We start from the raw sequence: 18,594 nt of genomic DNA, 5'->3' as shown, positions 1-18,594 counted from the left end.
AAGGGGATGCCATTGGCATCCCCTTTTTTTTGTTCACCAGCTATCGCTACTCGACTTCATCCTCCGTCCGGGCACCGAACTGCAGCTCAGCCAATCGTGCATAGAGCGGACTGTTGACCACCAGTTGCGCGTGACGACCGATTGCCACCACCCTGCCCCGCTCCATCACCGCAATGCGATCGGCATTCTGTACCGTGGCCAGGCGATGAGCGATCACCAGGGTGGTTCGCCCGCTCATCAGAGCCGGCAGGGCCTGCTGGATAAGGTGTTCGCTTTCCGCATCCAGGGCGCTGGTGGCCTCGTCCAGCAGCAGGATAGGGGCATCCACCAGCAGGGCACGGGCAATTGCCAGACGCTGGCGCTGACCACCGGACAGGCCGATACCACCCTCCCCCAGATGAGTGCCATAACCCTGTGGCAGACGGGCGATGAACTCGTGCGCATGGGCCGCTCGGGCAGCGGCTTCGACCTCGGCATCGCTGGCCTCGGGTCGGCCGTAGCGAATGTTGTCTTCGACACTGCCATAGAACAGGGCCGGATTCTGGGACACAAGGGCGTAGCAACGGCGCAGGTCAGCGGGATCGAGCTGGCGAAGCTCCACGCCCTCCACACGGATGCTCCCGGTCTGGGGATCGAAGAAGCGCAGCAGGAGCTCGAACACAGTCGACTTGCCCGCCCCGGACGGCCCCACCAACGCCAGGGTTTCGCCAGGACGAACCGCCAGGCTGACGCCGTCCAGCGCGTTCACATCAGGTCGTCCCGGATAGGCAAAGTGCACATCCTCCAGCTCGATCTGCCCACTGACCCGCTCCGGTAGCGTCGCCCGCCCTTCAAGCGGTGCATGAATGGCATTGCGCGCCTGCAGTAGTTCAGCGATGCGTTCTGCCGCACCCGCGGCGCTCTGCAGCTCGCCGATCACCTCGCTGATGGCGCCGAAGGCGGCACCCACGATCAGGCTGTAAAACACGAAGGCCGCCAGGTCGCCGGGAGAAATGCGTCCGGCGATCACGTCTGTGCCACCCACCCAGAGCATCACACCTACGGCGCCCAGCACCAGCAGGATCACCAGGGTGATCAGCCAGGCACGCTGGGTGATGCGACGCCGCGCGGTGTCGAATGCCCCTTCCACGGTGCCGGCGAATCGTTGGCGGTCCTGCGCCTGGTGGTTATACGCCTGCACCGTCTTGATCTGGCCAAGGGTCTCGCCCACATAGCTGCCGACGTCGGCGATGCGGTCCTGGCTCTGCCGCGACAGTTTCCGTACCCGTCGACCAAAGATGAGAATCGGTGCCAGCACCAGCGGCAACGCCAGCAGCACGATGCCGGTCAGCTTGGGGTTGGTGACGAACAGCAGGCCAATGCCCCCGACCAGCATGATCCCGTTGCGCAATGCCATGGACAGCGAGGAGCCGATCACCGATTGCAGCAACGTGGTGTCTGCCGTCAGCCGCGACTGGATTTCCGATGCGCGATTGCTTTCGTAGAAGCCCGGATGGAGCTGGATCAGGTGGTCGAACACGCGCTTGCGGATGTCCGCAACGAAGCGCTCACCAATCCAGGAAACCAGGTAGAAACGCGTGAAGGTGCCCAGCGCCAGAGCCAGCACCAGGCCGAAGAACAGCATGATCGAATGCCGCAACGACGCTTCGGACTGTGTAGCCAGTCCCTGGTCAACCAACAGGCGAATGCCCTGGCCCATGGACAGGGTGATACCGGCAGTGAACAACAGCGCCAGCAAGGCGCCGATCACCCGCCAGCGATACGGCGCGACGAAGCGCCCGGCCATGCGCAGCGCATTACGCTGCCGTGCGGAAAGAAAAGATGCCATCGAGGGACTCAGTCGGGTTGTGCAAGGGATTGCTCGCTGCATACAGGGGTTTCGGCCCACCAACCCACCAGGCAGAGGCACAACGCGACCAGGTTGGTGGAGAGCGGGTTGAATGCCTGGATCAGCAGGCCCGGCGTGAACAAGGCCACGTCCAGCAGCAGCCCTGCCAGCAGCAGCGCCGCGAGTGCGAGGGGCCAGCGCGACTGGCGTACGCCCAAGAGGATCAGCGCGAGGATGATTTCCGCCAGTCCGGCCAGGGTCGCTACCAGCTCGACATGCGTGAGGCCGTGGGCGGCGATCATCAGCCTCTCGTCGGCGCTCAGCCAGAGCAGCTTCGGCACCAGTCCGTGATAGAGGAACAGGAGTGCCAGCCCACAACGGGCGAGCATTGCGAAGCGTCGCAGCTCAGCGATCGGCATTCAGAAAGCGCCCCTCATGGTCGGGCGACGGTAACAGGCAGACGTCATACCTGCCGAAGAGGCGGTAGCGATTCAAGGCAATACGGTCGTAGCACCAGTCCCGCAAGGCCAGCGGCAGGATGCGGAATACACCCAATAGCGGCCAGGGCGCCGGCAACTGGCGAACGATGCGTGCAATGGCCTCGGAGCGGACGAACAACTCCCGGCCTTCGACATACAGCATGGTTGCAAAGCTATCCGTAGGCAGGCCGAACCAGCGGAGGATTGCCTGCCCTTCCGCGGACTGCACCGACGCGAGCTTGAATACTCGCGCCCGGTCATGGCGAATCAGGAACCTCGCCCAACCGTTGCAGAGCTTGCAGACCCCGTCGAACAGCACGATGCGCTCGCCGGGTCGAACGTGGGGCGGGTACTGCTCGACATCCATCGCGATGCTCCTGCATCTACGGGAAAGTGTCGTCGATGGTATCCGATCCCCGTGGAAACCAGCGAGCGGCGTCAGCCCTCGTCGCCCCACCCGAGCGGGTAGAGCAGCTCTTCCTTGTAACCGGCCCAGACCCGCACCGCGTCGGGGAAAGCGTCGTCCAGTGCCGGATCGCCGCTGTCCACCAGTAGCGGCCGGCCTTCCAGGGTGCCGAGCTTGCGCTTGGTGGCCACCACCCGCAGGTGTTCCAGGCCGATGGCACGCAGTACCCGCGGGCTGATCTGCTGGTTGCCACGACCGATGATGTGCCCCTGGCCGCCGATGGCGGTGACGAGCAGCCGCGCGGGATGCCCATCCACGAGCTCGAACAGTTGCGCTTCGGTGACGTCACGGGCGATCACCGCGCCGTTCTCGATCACATCCACGCCCAGCAACGTCGTCTCCAGGCCCAGGTTGGCGGCCAGGCCATGGAGCGTGGAGCCCGGCCCGAACACATAACGCACGCCCTCCTCCCAGCTGTCGCTCAGCCAGTCGGCAAGATCCACCAGCACCAACTCTTCCGACTCCATGCCGCCTTGCTTGACGTGCTGCATGAAGTGGCCTTCCACCGGTACCGTCAGCTCGCCGTACCAGCGCGCCGCCACCTTGCCGTCGCGAAGGGCGGTCTCGTCCTGGTCGCGCACCTCGCCACTGGCCAGACGCACGAGCCCGCCTTCCACCAGGCGCCGCGCCAATTCCCCGGCGGCTCGCGGGCTGATGGCGTAGACGCCGGAGTGGATCTTCACCCCGGCGGGAATACCCAGCACCGGCTGATCGCCACGAATCGCCGCGCTGACATCCCGCGCCGTACCGTCACCCCCTGCGAAGAGGATCAGCGCCACTCCGGCATCCTGCAGGGCATCGACAGCGTGGCGCGTATCGTCAGCACTGGTGACGGGACCGTCGAGATGCCCCAGGACGCGATGGGAAAACCCCATCTCCGCCAGCAGGTCGGCGCCCATCGGACCGGGGAAGGTGACGAACTGGATACGCCCGACAAGCGGCAACAGGCATTCCAGGGCGAGACGCGTGCGGGCAGCCGATCGAGGCTCGGCGCCTCTGGCGAGGGCATCCGCGGCGACTCCGTCGCTGCCCTTGAGCGCTGCCGGGCCGCCCAGACCGGCGAGGGGATTGATGATCAGACCCATGTGGAACAGAGACATGCTTACCTCGTACTGAACTCTCGCCCCACGCAGGGGGTCCATCCACCAGGACCAGGACGCTCGCAGTTGGCATATTCGCTGCTAGTGTTTCCTGGTCTTTCGTTTTTCCGGCGCACCCGTCGCGCCAACTGTCACTGCGCGTTCATATGCCCTACCTAGACTGCGCGCATTACCTGAATGAGGAGACAGGCCATGAGCTTGCACGACAGCACTACCGATAGCCGCGTGATCCCGCTGCAACCGCGTCGTCCCGTCGGCGGCGCGATCATCGACGCCGAAGGCCGTGAGATTCCGATCACCGAAATCATGATCCAGCGCGCCTGCCAGGAGCTGCACAAGCAGCTGGCATCCGAGCTGAGAAAGGCCTGACGCGCCTGGGCCCGGGGCAATCCCGGGCCCATTATCTAAACCAGCTCGGCCCCGAGCGCCCGAACCATCTCCGCCAACTTCGGCGCCTCTCCCGTCAAACGTACCCGCAGCCCGTCGATTTCCCGTCGCACCGGATAGTGCTTGCGCAGGGCATCGAAGGCGGCGCGGCGTTGCAGCTCATCGCCCACGAGGCTACGGCGGAAGTCCGCATCGTCGCGGCGCGGGTCGTACACCGCGCGGCACAGGGTCGCCAGTGCCCAGTCGAGATCGCAGCTGGCATCAAGGGTCAGTTCCTCCAGCCAGGGCGTCGGCAACAACTCATCCAGTTGTACGCTTTCCGCCTGGCCACTGAAGCGGCACCACGCCTGATAGATCTGCGCGGTGCCGCGCAGCTTGCCATCAAGGCTGTAGCCGGCGATGTGAGGCGTGGCGATACGGCACAGGCGCGCCAGTTCGACGTCCGCCACGGGCTCGCCCTCCCAGACGTCCAACACCGCGCGCAGGTCCTTGCGACGGCCCAGCAGATCAAGCAATGCGCGGTTGTCGACCACTGCGCCGCGACTGGCGTTGACCAGCCAGGCGCAGGGTCGCAGGCGCTCCAGCCGCTCAGCGTCAAGCAAGTGATGGGTCGGGTGGTCGCCAGCGTTGTCCAGCGGCGTGTGCAGGCTGATGGCATCGCACTCGCGGAGGATGGTTTCCAGGTCGACGAAATCACCGCCCTCAGCGGCCTGGCGCAGCGGATCGCAGACCAGCACCGGCCAGCCGAGGCCACGCAATACATCCACCAGACGCCCGCCAACCTGGCCGGCGCCCACCACGCCAAAGGTGCGCGAGGCGAGCCGGACGCCTTCGTCTTCGGCCAGCAGCAACAAGCTGCCCAGCACATAGTCGACCACGCCCCGGGCGTTGCAACCGGGCGCACTGGACCAGGCGATGCCCGCTTCAGCGAAATACTCGAGGTCGAGATGGTCGGTGCCAATGGTGCAGGTGCCGACGAATCGCACCGGACTGCCCGCCAGGAGCGCACGATCGACGCGGGTCACCGAGCGCACCAGCAGCAGGTCGGTGTCTGCCAGGGCTGCCGCATCGATGGCGCGGCCCGGCAGGCGGCGGATTTCACCCAGGGCGCCGAAGAAGGCGTCGACCAGGGGGATGTTTTCGTCGGCAACTATTCGCATGGCAGGCTCCTGCAGAGAGACCGCTATTCTACGCAATCACCCGGTCCTACGCCCGCGCGGCAACCCGCTGTCCCTCTTTTCTGACCGTCACGTCAGGGCGTAGACTACCGGTCCCTCAGCCTCCACATCCCGTTCCGCCGGCAGCCTCTTCTGCAAAGGCTGGGATAGTGAACCGTCGCGAGCCCGTCGTGACCAGGCAACGTCCAGACCCCTTTCAGCCACTCTCAGCATGGACACCACCGGCACGCCCGGAGGACGCCTTATCGATATGGAACTCTCAGTGAATCACGCAGAAACCCGATTCAGTCGCGCCAGCACGGAACTGCGCGCGCTGCTCAAGCTGGCGGCCCCCATCATGATCGCCCAGCTCTCCAACACCGCCATGGGCTTCGTCGATGCCGTCATGGCTGGCCGCGTCAGCCCGCGCGACCTCGCCGCCGTGGCGCTCGGCAACTCCATCTGGATTCCGGTCTTCCTGTTGATGACCGGCATCCTCCTCGCCACCACCGCCAAGGTTGCCGAGCGCTTTGGCGCCGGCAAGCAGGAAGAGATCGGCCCACTGGTACGCCAGGGCCTCTGGCTGGCGCTGGCGGTCGGCCTCAGCGGCGCTCTGCTGCTGGTCAACGCGCGCCCTGTTCTCGAGCTGATGGGCGTAGACCAGGAGCTGATCGACCCGGCCATGGGATACCTGCACGGCATCGCCTTCGGCTTCCCCGCCGTGGCGCTCTACTACGTACTGCGCTGCTTCAGCGATGGTCTGGGCCGCACGCGTCCGAGCATGGTGCTGGGCATCTGCGGCCTGCTGCTGAACATTCCGTTGAACTACATCCTGATCTACGGCCACTTCGGCATGCCCGCCCTGGGTGGCGTGGGCTGCGGCTGGGCCAGCGGCACGGTGATGTGGTTCATGCTGCTGGGCATGCTGACCTGGGTGACCCGCGCACCGGCGTACAAGCCGAGCAAGCTGTTCGAGCGCTTCGAACGGCCGCAACTGCCGCTGATCAAACGCCTGCTCTCGGTGGGTGTCCCCATCGGCGTCGCGGTGTTCGCCGAGTCGAGCATCTTCGCCGTGATCGCCCTGCTGATCGGCGGCCTGGGCGCCACCGTGGTCGCCGGCCACCAGATCGCCCTGAACTTCAGCGCGCTGATCTTCATGATCCCCTACGCCCTGGCAATGGCTGTCACCGTGCGCGTGGGCCAGGCCCTGGGCCGCGGCGATCCACGGGCGGCGCGCTTCGCGGCGGGAGTCGGTATCGGTACCGCGCTGGCCTACGCCTGCATCTCGGCGAGTCTGATGCTGCTGTGCCGTGAGCTGATCGCGAAGATGTACTCTCCCGATCCGCAGGTGATCGCCGTGGCGGCGATGCTGATTGTCTACTCCGCGCTGTTCCAGTTCTCCGATGCCATCCAGGTCGCCGCCGCCGGCGCCTTGCGCGGCTATCAGGACACCCGCGCGACCATGATCATCACGCTGTTCGCCTACTGGGGCATCGGTCTGCCCGTGGGTTATGCCCTCGGTCTCTCCGACTGGCTGGGCGAACCCAGCGGTCCCAAGGGGCTCTGGCAGGGTCTGGTCGTGGGCCTGACCTGCGCGGCGCTGCTACTGAGCCTGCGGCTGGCACGCAGTGCGCGAGCGAGGATTCGCAGCTAACGAAAAAGGGCCGCTTCAAGCGGCCCTTTTTTCTTGTACATGGACGTATCACTCGTCGGCATGGGCCGGAACGGCAGCCAGGTTCTCCCAGTACGCAGGCGTCAGGAATTCCCGGCCAGCCAGCAGGTGTTCCAGGTAGCTGCGGGTCGGCCACAGACCGTCCTCGCGCATGGCCGGATTGGCCACATAGACCCAGGCAGATTGCACACCCCGGGCGGTGACGACAGGCATGCGCTCCCGGCTGTAGAAGATCGGTGTGCCTTCGAAAGGGTCCATCTTCCAGATCTCGTCCTCGTGCTCCAGACGGTAGAGCACACCCTCCACCACGCCGTCCCGCTGATAACGGATGTTGGCGTAGGAACGGCCGGGACGGTCATGGGCGCGCTTATTGAAGCACAGGGCATAACCTTCCAGGCGCCCGGCGAGGGCTTCGCTGAAGGCCAGGCCACGACTGCGCATGCGCGCCGGATTCATGTTCGAACCGTAGGCGAAGTAGAAGGGCATCAGTCGGACTTCTTGCGAATCCAGTAGAAGTAGGTACCGGCCTCTTCCGACTGATCCAGCAGTTCATGGCCGAGGAAGACGCAGAACTTGGGGATGTCGCGGCGCGTGGACGGATCGGTGGCGATGACTTTGAGCAGGCCGCCGGCCGGCAGGTCTCGCACCTTGTTGTGCAGCATCATCACTGGCTCTGGGCAGTTCAGGCCGGTGGCGTCGAGAATGGCATCAGGCTGTTGGGACATGGGGCACTCCGAAAACTGGCAGCTATTGTGGCGCAAAGCCGGTTGCCCGCCCAGCCTTGAAGCCCGTGCTGCGACGTCTGGCCACAACGCCGCACAACCTTGGATGGGCTCTTTCCCGCCTTGCGCTCGGGCAAGCTGAGGCGGTCATTCCTGCCAGCGGTCCTCCGATGCACCTCGCCAGCTTGTTACTCGCCCTCCTCTTGCTCAACGGCTGTGCCGCCCGCGAACAGCTCCCCGACTTCAGCACCCTCGCCGATCGCGAGCTGCCTGCGACCCATTTCGAAACCGTCATTACCGCTCGCGACGGCACGCTGCTGTCCGCCACCGTCTTCCAACCCGCCCTCAAGCAAGGGGAGCAGGCTCCTGTCGTGGTGCACACCCACGGCTGGGGCGGATGGCGAGTGACCGGACCGGAGGGTTTCTATGGCCAGCAGATGATGTCCGGGCGCGCGGCGCTCAAGGCCTGGCGTGCAGGATTCTGGGTGATCAGCTACGACCAGCGCGGCTGGGGCGGCAGCGACGGAAACATCGAGATGATGGACCCGCGCTACGAGGTGCAGGACGCACTCGCAGTCATCGATTGGGCCGCCAGCCACCTGCCACGCCTGAGCATGGACAGCCCCGGCGACCCACGTGTCGGCATGCTGGGCGAAAGCTACGGCGGCGCCGTGCAGCTACTGGCTTCTGCGGAAGACCCGCGCATCGACGCTATCGTGCCCATCGCCACCTGGTACGACCTGTCGGAAGCCCTGGCACCGGGCGGACACATGAAGGTGGGCTGGACCGGCGTATTGCTGAGCCTGGGCCTCGCCACGGGCTACGACCTGGGTAAGTTCGTCCAGGCGCCTTACCTGAAAAGCGCCGGCGGCGAGATGACGCCCCAGGTGCAGGCCGAACTCAAGGCCCACAGCCTCGTCAGCTATTGCCAGCGCGGCCAGCGCCCCCATGCCGATGCGCTACTGATCCAGGGCCTGCGGGATACGCTTTTCCCCCTCGACCAGGGCCTGGCCACTCGCGACTGCCTGGAGCAAGGCGACGCCGATGTCCGTCTGCTGGGCATGCAGGGCGGGCATATCCTGCCGCCGCCACTGCAACAGTGGAGTGGTCTACCACCCTTCAACAACGAGCCGGTCCTGCATTGCGGTGATCGCGCCATTAACCTCTACCAGGCAGTAGTCGCCTGGTATGAAGACAAACTGCGTGGGCGGCCCGGAGCTGCCGATAGCGTACCGGACCTTTGCCTCAGCCTCGACCTGGACCACGGGCTGGCACTGCAACGACTTCCCCAAGCCGATGCACTCCAGCCCCTGCCTGAAACCCGTGTCCGCCCGCTGACCAGCGGCTGGCTCAGCCCGTCCAGCTTCATTCCCCTGCGCAAGGTCGAGGCAACGAGCGGACTGGTAGGCGGCGTGCGCCTGGAACTGGATCGCGACGCCGATGCGCCACTGCTGTTCGCCTCGCTGGCGGTGCGACGTGCCGGCGGCAAGGTCGAAGCGCTCAGCGAACAGAGCACGCCGCTCAAGACTGGCCGGGTCGATCTCGCCGTCGCCAGCGCCCTGCTCCAGCCCGGCGATGAACTGGGTCTACAGGTCAGCGGTTTCAGCGGCCAGTACCTGTTCAACAGTTCCTGGAGTCCCGGCGTGACGACGCTGAAGGGACTCGTCAGCCTGCCGTCGCTCCTGCCCCTGGAAGCACCGCTCGCCAGCCAGTGAAAGACGGCGCAGCATGGAGCTTTGCAGGAGCTGCGCCATGCCCGATTTCCTTCAGCGCAACTGGTGCGTCAAGCGGCTGGACGACAACGGCAACGTATTCGTCCTGCGCGCCGGACTGAGCCGTGGCGAAGCGGAGCAATTGATGGCGGAGTACCAGGCGCGGGGGCACAAGCAGAGTTACTGGGTGGAGCGGATGGAGCTGTAGGGGCGAATTCATTCGCCAAGGGCAGCGCAGCTGCGCTATCAGGCCTTGAAGGGCAGACCTGCGGCCTGCTTGGCGAATGAATTGGCTGTGTCTGCAGTAAGTGTTGCAAGTAGCTGCATTGCCCGTAGGAGCTGGCTTGCCAGCGAATGGCTCCTTTTCGCTAGCAAGCTAGCTCCTACAAGGCACCTGGACCGACTGTTGAAGGTTGGCAACAGCTAACGCAGACATAGCCAATGAATTCGCCCCTACAAGAAAACAATCCGCAGCTCCCGCGATTACAACCTGCGCAGGTGGCAGGTCACTTCTTCGCGATCGTGATAGAGCTGCTTGCAGGCGATGGACACCTTGAGCCCCCTGCCCTTCATTCCGGCCTCGATGCGTGCCAGCAACTTCTGCACTTCGGCATAGCGTTGCTTCATGGGCAGCTTGAGGTTGACCACCGCCTCCTGGCACCAGCCCTCGCCGAGCCAGGTCTCAATCATCGCGGCGGTACGGGCGGGTTTCTCGACGATGTCGCACACCATCCAGTTGACCGGCCGGCGCGGCTTGAAGGTGAAACCGTCAGCGCGTTGATGCTCGACAAAGCCGGAATACATCAGGCTCTCCGCCATCGGACCATTGTCGACGGCGGTGACCTTGATCTCCCGCTGCACCAGTTGCCAGGTCCAGCCACCCGGCGCGGCGCCGAGATCGACGGCCGTCATGCCGGGCGCAAGGCGCGCATCCCACTGGTTGCGTGGAATGAACTGATGCCAGGCTTCCTCCAGCTTGAGGGTGGAGCGGCTCGGCGCCTCGCGGGGAAACTTCAGGCGCGGGATTCCCATGGGCCAGAGTGCCGAATTGTTCGATTCGGCCAGACCAACGAAGGCCTGGCGCCCGCTGCGGAAGGTCAGCAGCAGGCGCGGCAGCTGCGGATCGTCCTTGAGCTTGCCGGCCTTGGTCAGGGCAGCGCGCAAAGGCTTTTCGAACTTGCGGCAGAAGGTCGACAGCTCCTTGCCCTCGTTGGTGTCCAGCACCTCCAGCCAGAGGCTGCCGCACACCGGGTAATCGCCCAGCGCTTCCAGCAGCACGCCGATGCGGTCGGTTTCCGGCAGGTCGACATATTCGCCACGGGCCCACTGGCGCGGGAAGATCAACTGGCTGAAACGCACTTTGCGCATCAGCCGTTCGGCGCCACCGGGCTCGGTGCAGACGAATTCGGCGCAGGCGCTCTGCGGCTTGGCCCTGGAGTAGCCGGCCACATCGAGGTGGGCGGCGTGCTCGGTCATTTCGGCGCAGACCTCGCCCTCGAAACCGGGGCGGCAGTGCAACAGCAAGGTGTTCATCGGGGTTCCTCCTGGGCGCGCACTATAGTTGCGCGACGCCCGTTTTCACACAGGCCAGGAAGGAATTTCCTACAGCCGGATACAACCGCGAGGGGAACCCCACTCCCGCCTGACGGTCGGCTGAAATGGCAAGACCCTCCAAGCAGAGCTAGGGTTTTAGATTCCGTACGAGCAGCCGGCCCATGCCGTGTGGGCCTCAAGGAGAAATCCGATGCCTTCCCTGGATAGCCTGAACTGCCGCCGCAGCCTGGAAATCGCCGGCAAGACCTACCACTACTTCAGCCTGCCCGAGGCAGCCAAGCGCCTGGGCGCGATCGACAGGCTGCCCATGTCGATGAAGGTGTTGCTGGAAAACCTGTTGCGCTGGGAGGACAACGAAACCGTCACTGCCGCCGACCTCAAGGCCCTGGCCGACTGGCTCGGCCCACGCAGCTCGGATCGCGAAATCCAGTACCGCCCTGCGCGCGTGCTGATGCAGGATTTCACCGGGGTGCCTGCGGTGGTGGACCTGGCCGCCATGCGCGCCGCCGTGGCCGCGGCGGGCGGCGACCCGCAGCGGATCAACCCGCTGTCGCCAGTGGATCTGGTGATCGATCACTCGGTGATGGTGGACCGCTTTGCCTCCCAGGCCGCCTTCGAGCAGAACGTCGAGATCGAGATGCAGCGCAATGGCGAGCGCTATGCGTTCCTCCGCTGGGGTCAGCGGGCTTTCGACAACTTCAGCGTGGTGCCGCCCGGCACCGGCATCTGCCACCAGGTCAACCTCGAGTACCTCGCCCGCACCGTCTGGACCCGCGAAGAGGACGGGCTCACCTATGCCTTCCCCGACACGCTGGTGGGTACCGACTCCCACACCACCATGATCAATGGCCTGGGTGTGCTCGGCTGGGGCGTCGGCGGCATCGAGGCCGAAGCGGCCATGCTTGGCCAGCCGGTGTCGATGCTGATTCCCGAGGTGATCGGCTTCAAGCTCACCGGCAAGCTGCGTGAAGGCATCACCGCCACCGACCTGGTGCTCACCGTCACCCAGATGCTGCGCAAGAAAGGTGTGGTGGGAAAATTCGTCGAATTCTATGGCGACGGACTGGCCGACCTGCCCCTGGCCGATCGCGCCACCATCGCCAACATGGCCCCGGAATACGGTGCCACCTGCGGCTTCTTCCCGGTGGACGACATCACCCTGGGCTACCTGCGCCTGTCCGGTCGGCCGGAGGAAACCGTGCAACTGGTGGAGGCCTATAGCAAGGCCCAGGGACTGTGGCGCGAACCGGGCCATGAGCCGGTGTTCACCGATTCGCTTTCGCTGGACCTCGGCAGCGTCGAAGCCAGCTTGGCCGGCCCCCGGCGCCCGCAGGATCGCGTGCCGCTGCCCCAGGTACCCGGCGCCTTCAGTGATCTGCTGGACCTTCAGGTCAGGCCCGCAGGAGCCCGCGCCGCTGAAAGCGTCAGCGTGACGCTGGATGACGGCGAGCGGTTCAGCCTCGACGACGGGGCGGTGGTCATCGCCGCGATCACCTCCTGCACCAACACCTCCAACCCCAGCGTGATGATGGCCGCCGGCCTGGTCGCGAAGAAAGCCGTGGAAAAGGGCCTGCGACGGAAACCCTGGGTCAAGTCCTCACTGGCTCCCGGCTCCAAGGTGGTGACCGAATACTTCCGCGCCGCCGGCCTTACCGCCTACCTGGACCAGCTCGGCTTCAATTTGGTGGGCTACGGCTGCACGACCTGCATCGGCAACTCCGGCCCCCTGCTGGACCCCATCGAGCAAGCCATCCAGCAAGCTGACCTTACTGTCGCCTCGGTGCTGTCCGGCAACCGCAACTTCGAAGGTCGGGTTCACCCGCTGGTCAAAGCCAACTGGCTGGCCTCCCCGCCCCTGGTGGTCGCCTATGCCCTGGCCGGCAGCGTGCGCCTGGACCTCGGCAGCCAGCCGCTGGGCGTAGGTAGCGATGGTCAGCCGGTCTACCTCAAGGACATCTGGCCGAGCCAAAAAGAAATCGCCGAAGCCATCCGGAAAGTGGACACCGCGATGTTCCGCAAGGAATACGCCGAGGTCTTCGCCGGCGACGAAAAGTGGCGGTCGATCGCGGTACCGGAGTCCGATACCTACGCCTGGCAGGCCGACTCGACCTATATCCAGCACCCGCCCTTCTTCGCCGAAATCACCGGCGCCCCGCCGAAGGTGGAGGATGTGCGCCAGGCGCGCATCCTCGCCCTGTTGGGCGACTCGGTGACCACCGACCACATCTCGCCTGCCGGCAATATCAAGGCCGACAGCCCGGCCGGGCGCTACCTGCGTGAGCACGGCGTGGCCCCGGCGGACTTCAACTCCTATGGGTCGAGGCGCGGGAACCATGAAGTGATGATGCGCGGCACCTTCGCCAATATCCGCATTCGCAACGAAATGCTCGGCGGCGAGGAAGGCGGCAACACCCTGCACATCCCCAGCGGCGAGAAGCTGGCCATCTACGATGCCGCCATGCGCTATCAGTCGGAAGGCACGCCGCTGGTGATAATCGCCGGCAAGGAATACGGCACCGGTTCCTCCCGCGACTGGGCCGCCAAGGGCACCAACCTGCTGGGTATCAAGGCAGTCATCGCCGAGAGCTTCGAGCGCATCCACCGCTCCAACCTGGTGGGTATGGGCGTCCTGCCTCTGCAGTTCAAGGATGGCCAGGATCGCAAGACCCTTAACCTGACTGGCAAGGAAACCCTGGCCATCAGCGGCCTGGAGAGCGCCAGCCTGCGTCCACACATGGACCTCAGTCTGGAAATCATCCGTGAGGACGGTTCCAAGGACCGCACCGACCTGCTCTGCCGCATCGATACCCTGAATGAAGTGGAGTACTTCAAGGCCGGGGGCATCCTTCATTACGTGCTGCGGCAGTTGCTCGCCGGCTGAAACGTCCTCCCACCCGCAAGACCCCGGAAACTGAGCACCTTGCTCTTCCGGGGCCTTCTCCCCTATTCCGATCCAAGGGCGAGTGCGGTAATCGAACCGCTCCAGCAAGGCAATCGGACAGCCGGCTCCGAAAGCCGGCTAGACTCTGCGCCCCAAAGAAAAGGCTCAACCTTGGCGCGTAGATGCCGATAGAAGCAGTAAGCCTTGCGGAAGGAAACCATGAGAAACAATCAACCCATTACCCAGCGGGAACGCAGTTTCCCCGTCGAGCAGCGCCTGATCTCCACTACGGACAGCAAGGGCGTCATCACTTATGCCAACGAGGCGTTCGTCGAGATCAGCGGCTACAGCCGCGACGAACTGATTCGTTCCCCGCACAACCTGGTGCGACACCCGGACGTCCCGCCCGCCGTGTTCGCCCACATGTGGACCACCCTGAAGAAGGGCCGTCCGTGGATGGGCGTGGTGAAGAACCGCTGCAAGAACGGCGACCACTACTGGGTGAACGCCTACGTCACGCCCATCTTCGAAGGCAGCCAGGTCACCGGCTACGAGTCCGTGCGGATCAGGCCCACCGCCGAGCAAGTGCGTCGTGCCGAAGCGCTCTACCAGCGCCTGAACGCGGGCAAAGCGGCCATCCCCAGCCGTGACAAGTGGCTGCCGGTACTCCAGGACTGGCTGCCCTTCATCCTCATCAGCCAGATCGCTTTCATGATCGGCGCCTGGCTGAACTCTCATTGGGGCTTCCTTCTCGCCGCGCTGCTCTCGGTGCCGCTGGGCCTGATCGGTCTTGCCTGGCAGAACCGTGGCATCAAGCGCTTGCTGCGTCTGGCCGAACAGACCACCTCGGACCCGCTGATCGCGCAGATGTATACCGACAGCCGAGGCGTCCAGGCACGTCTGGAAATGGCCATGCTCAGCCAGGAAGCACGCCTGAAGACCTGCCTGACCCGTCTGCAGGACACCGCAGAACACCTCACCCAGCAGGCCCGCCAAGCCGACGCCCTGGCCCACAACAGCTCAGAAGGGCTGGAGCGCCAGCGCGTGGAAACCGAGCAGGTGGCTACCGCGGTGAACCAGATGGCCGCCACCACCCAGGAAGTGGCCAACAATGTGCAGCGCACCGCCGATGCCACCCAGGAAGCCAACCGCCTGACCAGCCAGGGCCGCAACATCGCCGCCGAAACCCGCGAAGCCATCCAGCGCCTCTCGCAGTCGGTGGGCGAGACCGGCGAAACCGTCACTCGCCTGGCCCAGGACAGCAACGAGATCGGCGGCGTGGTGGATGTCATCAAAGGCATCGCCGACCAGACCAACCTGCTGGCGCTCAACGCCGCCATCGAGGCCGCACGCGCGGGTGAAATGGGTCGCGGCTTTGCGGTCGTCGCCGATGAAGTACGTCAGTTGGCCCAGCGCACGGCTGAATCCACCGGACAGATCCACCAGCTGATCGCGCAACTGCAAAAGACCGCCGAGGAAGCCGTGCACACCATGGAGCATGGTCGTCGCCAGGCGGACGAAGGTGTCGAGCGCGTGCTCCAGGCCGACCAGGCTTTGGTGGGCATCAGCGAAGCGGTCGCCAACATCGCTGACATGGCTGACCAGATCGCCGCCGCTACCGAGGAACAGAGCGCAGTCGCCGAGCAGATCAACCAGAGCATCAGCAGCATTGCCCACCTGGCCGACCAGACTTCGGGGGAAGCCCAGCGTACGGCCCTGCTCAGCGAGGAGCTGACCCACACGGCACAGGGGCAATATTCCCTGGTGGACAGGTTCAACCGCTGACGACCCTGACCATGAAAAAGGGCGCCAAATGGCGCCCTTTTTTCTTGCGTGTGGATCGCGGGGTCCACAACGACCTTTACGCCTCCTGCCCTTCCCGGACCGCCTCCGTGCCCTGGCGGAAGTACAGCTGATAGGCCAGCGCCAGCAGTGCAAGGAACGGCACGCCGAACACCAGGGTCATGCGAAAGGCCGGTACGAAGGCGGTGGTCACCAGAATCGCCAACATCAATCCGAGGCCCAACAGCGTCGCCCAGGGGAAGCCCCACATGCGGAAGGACAGTCGCGCACTGCCGTGACGTTCGTGGTAACGGCGGAAACGGTAATGGGTGAGGAAGATCATCATCCAGGCGAAAAGCGCGCCGAAGATGGAAATCGCCATCATCAACATGAAGGACTCCTCGGGGAACGCCAGGTTGACCAGGGTCGCCAGGGCCACGCCGGTGCAGGACATCGCCAGGGCATTCAACGGCACCCCGGCACTGCTCACCCGGCCCATGGCCTTGGGCGCGTGCCCCGCGCGGGAGAGGCTGAACATCATCCGCGTCGTGGTGTAGAGCTGGCTGTTCATCGCCGAGAGCGCAGCCACCAGGATCACGAAGTTGATCAGGCCCGTGGCGCCGGGGATGCCCACCTGCTGCATCACAGTGACGAAGGGACTCTGGGCGCCCTTCCCCGACTGGTCCCAGGGCACCATGGCGAGGATCAGCGCCAGGGTGAAGATGTAGAACACCACCAGCCTCACCATGGTCACGCGGAAGGCTTTCTTCACCGCCACCTCCGGTTGCTCCGCCTCGCCGGCCGCCACCGCGATCATCTCGATGCTCAGGTAGCTGAAGATGGCGATGATCACGGCAACCCAGACACCCGACAGACCATGGGGCAGGAAGCCGCCATGTTCGACGTAATGGTGGAATCCGTATTCGGGGTGCTGGCCACCGAACACCAGCCAGGCGCCCAGCAGGATGAAGGCGAGGATGGCGCTGATCTTGATCGCGGAGAACCAGTATTCGAAATGGCCGAACGCCTTGACGCTGATGGCGTTGGTCAGGACCAGCACGGAAGAGAACAGCAGGATCCACACCCAGCCCGCTACATCCGGGAACCAGTACTTCATGTACAGGGCAATGGCGGTCACTTCGGTGCCTACCGCCAGAACAATGGCCGCCCAGTAGGCATAGCGCACCAGGAATCCGGCCATGGGGCCGACGTAGTACTCGGCGTAGGCGCCGAAGGAACCAGAGGTGGGATGGGCCACGGTCATCTCGGCCAGGCAGCCCATCAGCAGCAGCGCGATGAGCGCGCCGATGGAGTAGCTGATCAGTACGCCCGGCCCGGCAAAGCCGATGGCGAAGCTGCTGCCCATGAAGAGCCCGGTGCCGATGGCGCCACCGATGGCGATCATGCTCATCTGCGCCGAAGTGAGCTGGCGCTTGAGCCCCTGCTCACGAGCCGCGATTGCGGCGAATCCAGTCTTGTTGGTCATGTGTGCCTCGTATGTCTTGTCGTTGTGGCAGGCGTCAGAGCAATTGCAGCGGGTACTCGACTATCACCCGCACTTCGTTGTTGTCCGCGGTATCGGCACGGGCCACCGCTTCGGTGGAGCGGACGCTGGCCTGGCGCAGACGGAGCGAGAGGTCTTTCGCCGGACCGGACTGCACCACGTAGCGCAACTCGATATCGCGCTCCCAGCGCTTGCCATCCTCGCCATAGCGGCCGTAGGCGCCGTTCGGGCCGCCCCGGTAATGACTGTCGTCGATGTGATCGCCACTGATGTAGCGGGTCATGAAGCTCAGGCCGGGCACGCCGAAGGCTGCCAGGTCGAGGTCGTAGCGCAGTTGCCAGGAGCGTTCGTTAGGGGCATTGAAGTCGAGCACCTGCACCGAGTTGGCGAGGAAGATCGAGGTGCCGGGCTGGCGGTCGAAGCCCAGGTAGTCGAATGGCTCGTCGCCATGCACCCGCTGGTAGGCCAGGGTCAGTGCGTGGGGGCCCTGGCTGTAGCGTCCGGAAAGGGACCAGGTGGTGTTGTCGATCTCACCCGCCCGCTGCTGTCCCTGGTCGAGGGTACGGTAGAGATTCAGGTCGAACGTCAGGGCCCGGCCCTGGTCGAGGTCCAGGCGCTGGCTGGCACTGGCGTAGTACTGCCGCCAGATGTCCTCGAAGCGCGAGGCATAGGCGGAGAGGCTGGTGCCGTTGGAGGGCGTCCAGTTGAGTCCTGCGTAGTCGACCCGGCGTGTTTCCACTTGGGCGTAAAGTGCCTTGAGCGCCCCGTCGGAGTTGGTGGAATTACCGTCATTACCAGCGGTGAAATGGCCGCCATCCACCAGCAGATCATCGATCTCCCGACTGTTCAGCGAGAAACCGATGGCCATGGGGGTGAACAAACGCGCGTTGCCCGTACCGAACACCGGGTTCATGGGGGCCTGGCTGCCGTACTTCAGCTCGCTACGTGAGACGCGAACTTTCACCGCAGCGCCCACTTCCGAGTACTCATCCTCGGGTTGCCCTTCGGAATCCACTGGAAGCAGGTCAGTGCCGGTGCGAGCACGGCTGCTGTCGAGCTTCAGACCGAGGTTCGCGTAGGCATCGATGCCGAAACCGACGGTGCCCTGGGTAAAGCCGGAGCTGTAGTCCAGGATCATCCCGTGGGCCCACTCCTCGCGGTAGTTCTGCCCGCCCGGATTGTTAAGAATGTTGCGATGGAAGTAGAAGTTACGCTGGGTCAGGACCAGGCGACTGTCGTCGAGAAAGCCACCCTCGGCCTCCCCGGCCATCAGGTAGGGACTCAAGGCTCCGAGCAGCAGTAACGGGCACGCCGACGACGGATTCAGCTTCATGGATTCAACCTCTTGTT

16 protein-coding genes are annotated in these 18,594 nt (G+C 64.7%); 6 read left to right on the top strand and 10 right to left on the bottom strand.

All coding sequences use genetic code 11. The annotated features are described in order from the left end of the window. Positions 1-46: 46 nt before the first annotated feature. The 4 genes from DM872_RS25510 to DM872_RS25495 form a co-directional block, all read right to left on the bottom strand. The gene (locus tag DM872_RS25510) at positions 47-1,828 is read right to left on the bottom strand and encodes an ABC transporter transmembrane domain-containing protein (protein WP_179062024.1); all 1,782 of its coding nucleotides are present in this window, start codon (positions 1,826-1,828) and stop codon (positions 47-49) included. 8 nt (positions 1,829-1,836) lie between these two features. Then, positions 1,837-2,247 (bottom strand): DoxX-like family protein, encoded by a 411-nt coding sequence (locus DM872_RS25505; protein ID WP_179062023.1) that lies wholly within the window; start codon positions 2,245-2,247, stop codon positions 1,837-1,839. Further along, positions 2,234-2,674 carry a thiol-disulfide oxidoreductase DCC family protein gene (locus DM872_RS25500; protein WP_179062022.1) on the bottom strand — a complete coding sequence of 147 codons (441 nt, stop codon included), beginning with the start codon at positions 2,672-2,674 and terminating at the stop codon, positions 2,234-2,236. The genes DM872_RS25505 and DM872_RS25500 overlap by 14 nt, the downstream gene beginning before the upstream one ends. 71 nt (positions 2,675-2,745) lie before the next feature. Continuing rightward, entirely contained in the window at positions 2,746-3,873 is a 1,128-nt protein-coding gene (locus DM872_RS25495; protein ID WP_179062021.1) for an ATP-NAD kinase family protein, read from the bottom strand. A gap of 192 nt (positions 3,874-4,065) precedes the next feature. Between DM872_RS25495 and DM872_RS25490 the strand changes: the two genes are divergently transcribed. Beyond that, entirely contained in the window at positions 4,066-4,242 is a 177-nt protein-coding gene (locus DM872_RS25490) for a PA1571 family protein (RefSeq protein ID WP_179062020.1), read from the top strand. Between the two features lie 35 nt (positions 4,243-4,277). Here the strand turns inward: DM872_RS25490 and pdxB are convergent, their stop codons facing one another. Next, positions 4,278-5,420, bottom strand: coding sequence for a 4-phosphoerythronate dehydrogenase PdxB (pdxB, locus tag DM872_RS25485; RefSeq protein WP_179062019.1), 1,143 nt, complete (start codon positions 5,418-5,420; stop codon positions 4,278-4,280). A gap of 268 nt (positions 5,421-5,688) precedes the next feature. Between pdxB and DM872_RS25480 the strand changes: the two genes are divergently transcribed. Continuing rightward, a complete protein-coding gene (locus DM872_RS25480) occupies positions 5,689-7,071 on the top strand; it encodes an MATE family efflux transporter (RefSeq protein ID WP_179062018.1) in 1,383 nt (460 codons plus the stop codon). A 48-nt stretch (positions 7,072-7,119) separates the two neighbouring features. Here the strand turns inward: DM872_RS25480 and DM872_RS25475 are convergent, their stop codons facing one another. Together DM872_RS25475 and tusA are read right to left on the bottom strand one after the other, a co-directional pair. Further along, positions 7,120-7,575: a gamma-glutamylcyclotransferase family protein gene (locus DM872_RS25475; RefSeq protein WP_179062017.1), complete on the bottom strand. Its 456-nt coding sequence runs from the start codon at positions 7,573-7,575 to the stop codon at positions 7,120-7,122. Then, positions 7,575-7,814, bottom strand: a complete 240-nt coding sequence (tusA, locus tag DM872_RS25470; RefSeq protein ID WP_077526325.1) for a sulfurtransferase TusA — start codon at positions 7,812-7,814, stop codon at positions 7,575-7,577. The genes DM872_RS25475 and tusA overlap by 1 nt, the downstream gene beginning before the upstream one ends. A 167-nt stretch (positions 7,815-7,981) precedes the next feature. Between tusA and DM872_RS25465 the strand changes: the two genes are divergently transcribed. Further along, positions 7,982-9,526, top strand: a complete 1,545-nt coding sequence (locus tag DM872_RS25465) for an alpha/beta hydrolase (protein WP_179062016.1) — start codon at positions 7,982-7,984, stop codon at positions 9,524-9,526. A 37-nt stretch (positions 9,527-9,563) separates the two neighbouring features. Beyond that, the gene (locus tag DM872_RS25460) at positions 9,564-9,731 is read left to right on the top strand and encodes a hypothetical protein (RefSeq protein ID WP_179062015.1); all 168 of its coding nucleotides are present in this window, start codon (positions 9,564-9,566) and stop codon (positions 9,729-9,731) included. 275 nt (positions 9,732-10,006) lie between these two features. Here the strand turns inward: DM872_RS25460 and rlmM are convergent, their stop codons facing one another. Continuing rightward, positions 10,007-11,056, bottom strand: a complete 1,050-nt coding sequence (gene rlmM / locus DM872_RS25455; protein ID WP_179062014.1) for a 23S rRNA (cytidine(2498)-2'-O)-methyltransferase RlmM — start codon at positions 11,054-11,056, stop codon at positions 10,007-10,009. A 211-nt stretch (positions 11,057-11,267) separates the two neighbouring features. Here rlmM and acnA point away from each other — a divergent pair, with 211 nt between their 5' ends. Together acnA and DM872_RS25445 are read left to right on the top strand one after the other, a co-directional pair. After that, positions 11,268-13,958 carry an aconitate hydratase AcnA gene (acnA, locus tag DM872_RS25450; RefSeq protein WP_179062013.1) on the top strand — a complete coding sequence of 897 codons (2,691 nt, stop codon included), beginning with the start codon at positions 11,268-11,270 and terminating at the stop codon, positions 13,956-13,958. Between the two features lie 219 nt (positions 13,959-14,177). Next, positions 14,178-15,743: a methyl-accepting chemotaxis protein gene (locus tag DM872_RS25445; protein WP_179062012.1), complete on the top strand. Its 1,566-nt coding sequence runs from the start codon at positions 14,178-14,180 to the stop codon at positions 15,741-15,743. A gap of 76 nt (positions 15,744-15,819) precedes the next feature. Here the strand turns inward: DM872_RS25445 and DM872_RS25440 are convergent, their stop codons facing one another. Together DM872_RS25440 and DM872_RS25435 are read right to left on the bottom strand one after the other, a co-directional pair. Then, positions 15,820-17,226, bottom strand: a complete 1,407-nt coding sequence (locus DM872_RS25440) for an amino acid permease (RefSeq protein ID WP_179062011.1) — start codon at positions 17,224-17,226, stop codon at positions 15,820-15,822. A gap of 34 nt (positions 17,227-17,260) precedes the next feature. Further along, entirely contained in the window at positions 17,261-18,577 is a 1,317-nt protein-coding gene (locus DM872_RS25435; RefSeq protein WP_179062010.1) for an OprD family porin, read from the bottom strand. Positions 18,578-18,594 lie beyond the last annotated feature (17 nt).

The organism is Pseudomonas taiwanensis, assembly GCF_013393345.1.
Classification (GTDB): domain Bacteria; phylum Pseudomonadota; class Gammaproteobacteria; order Pseudomonadales; family Pseudomonadaceae; genus Metapseudomonas; species Metapseudomonas resinovorans_C.
Note: the sequence above shows the minus strand (reverse complement) of the source record. Positions and strands in the feature narration are given on the sequence as shown.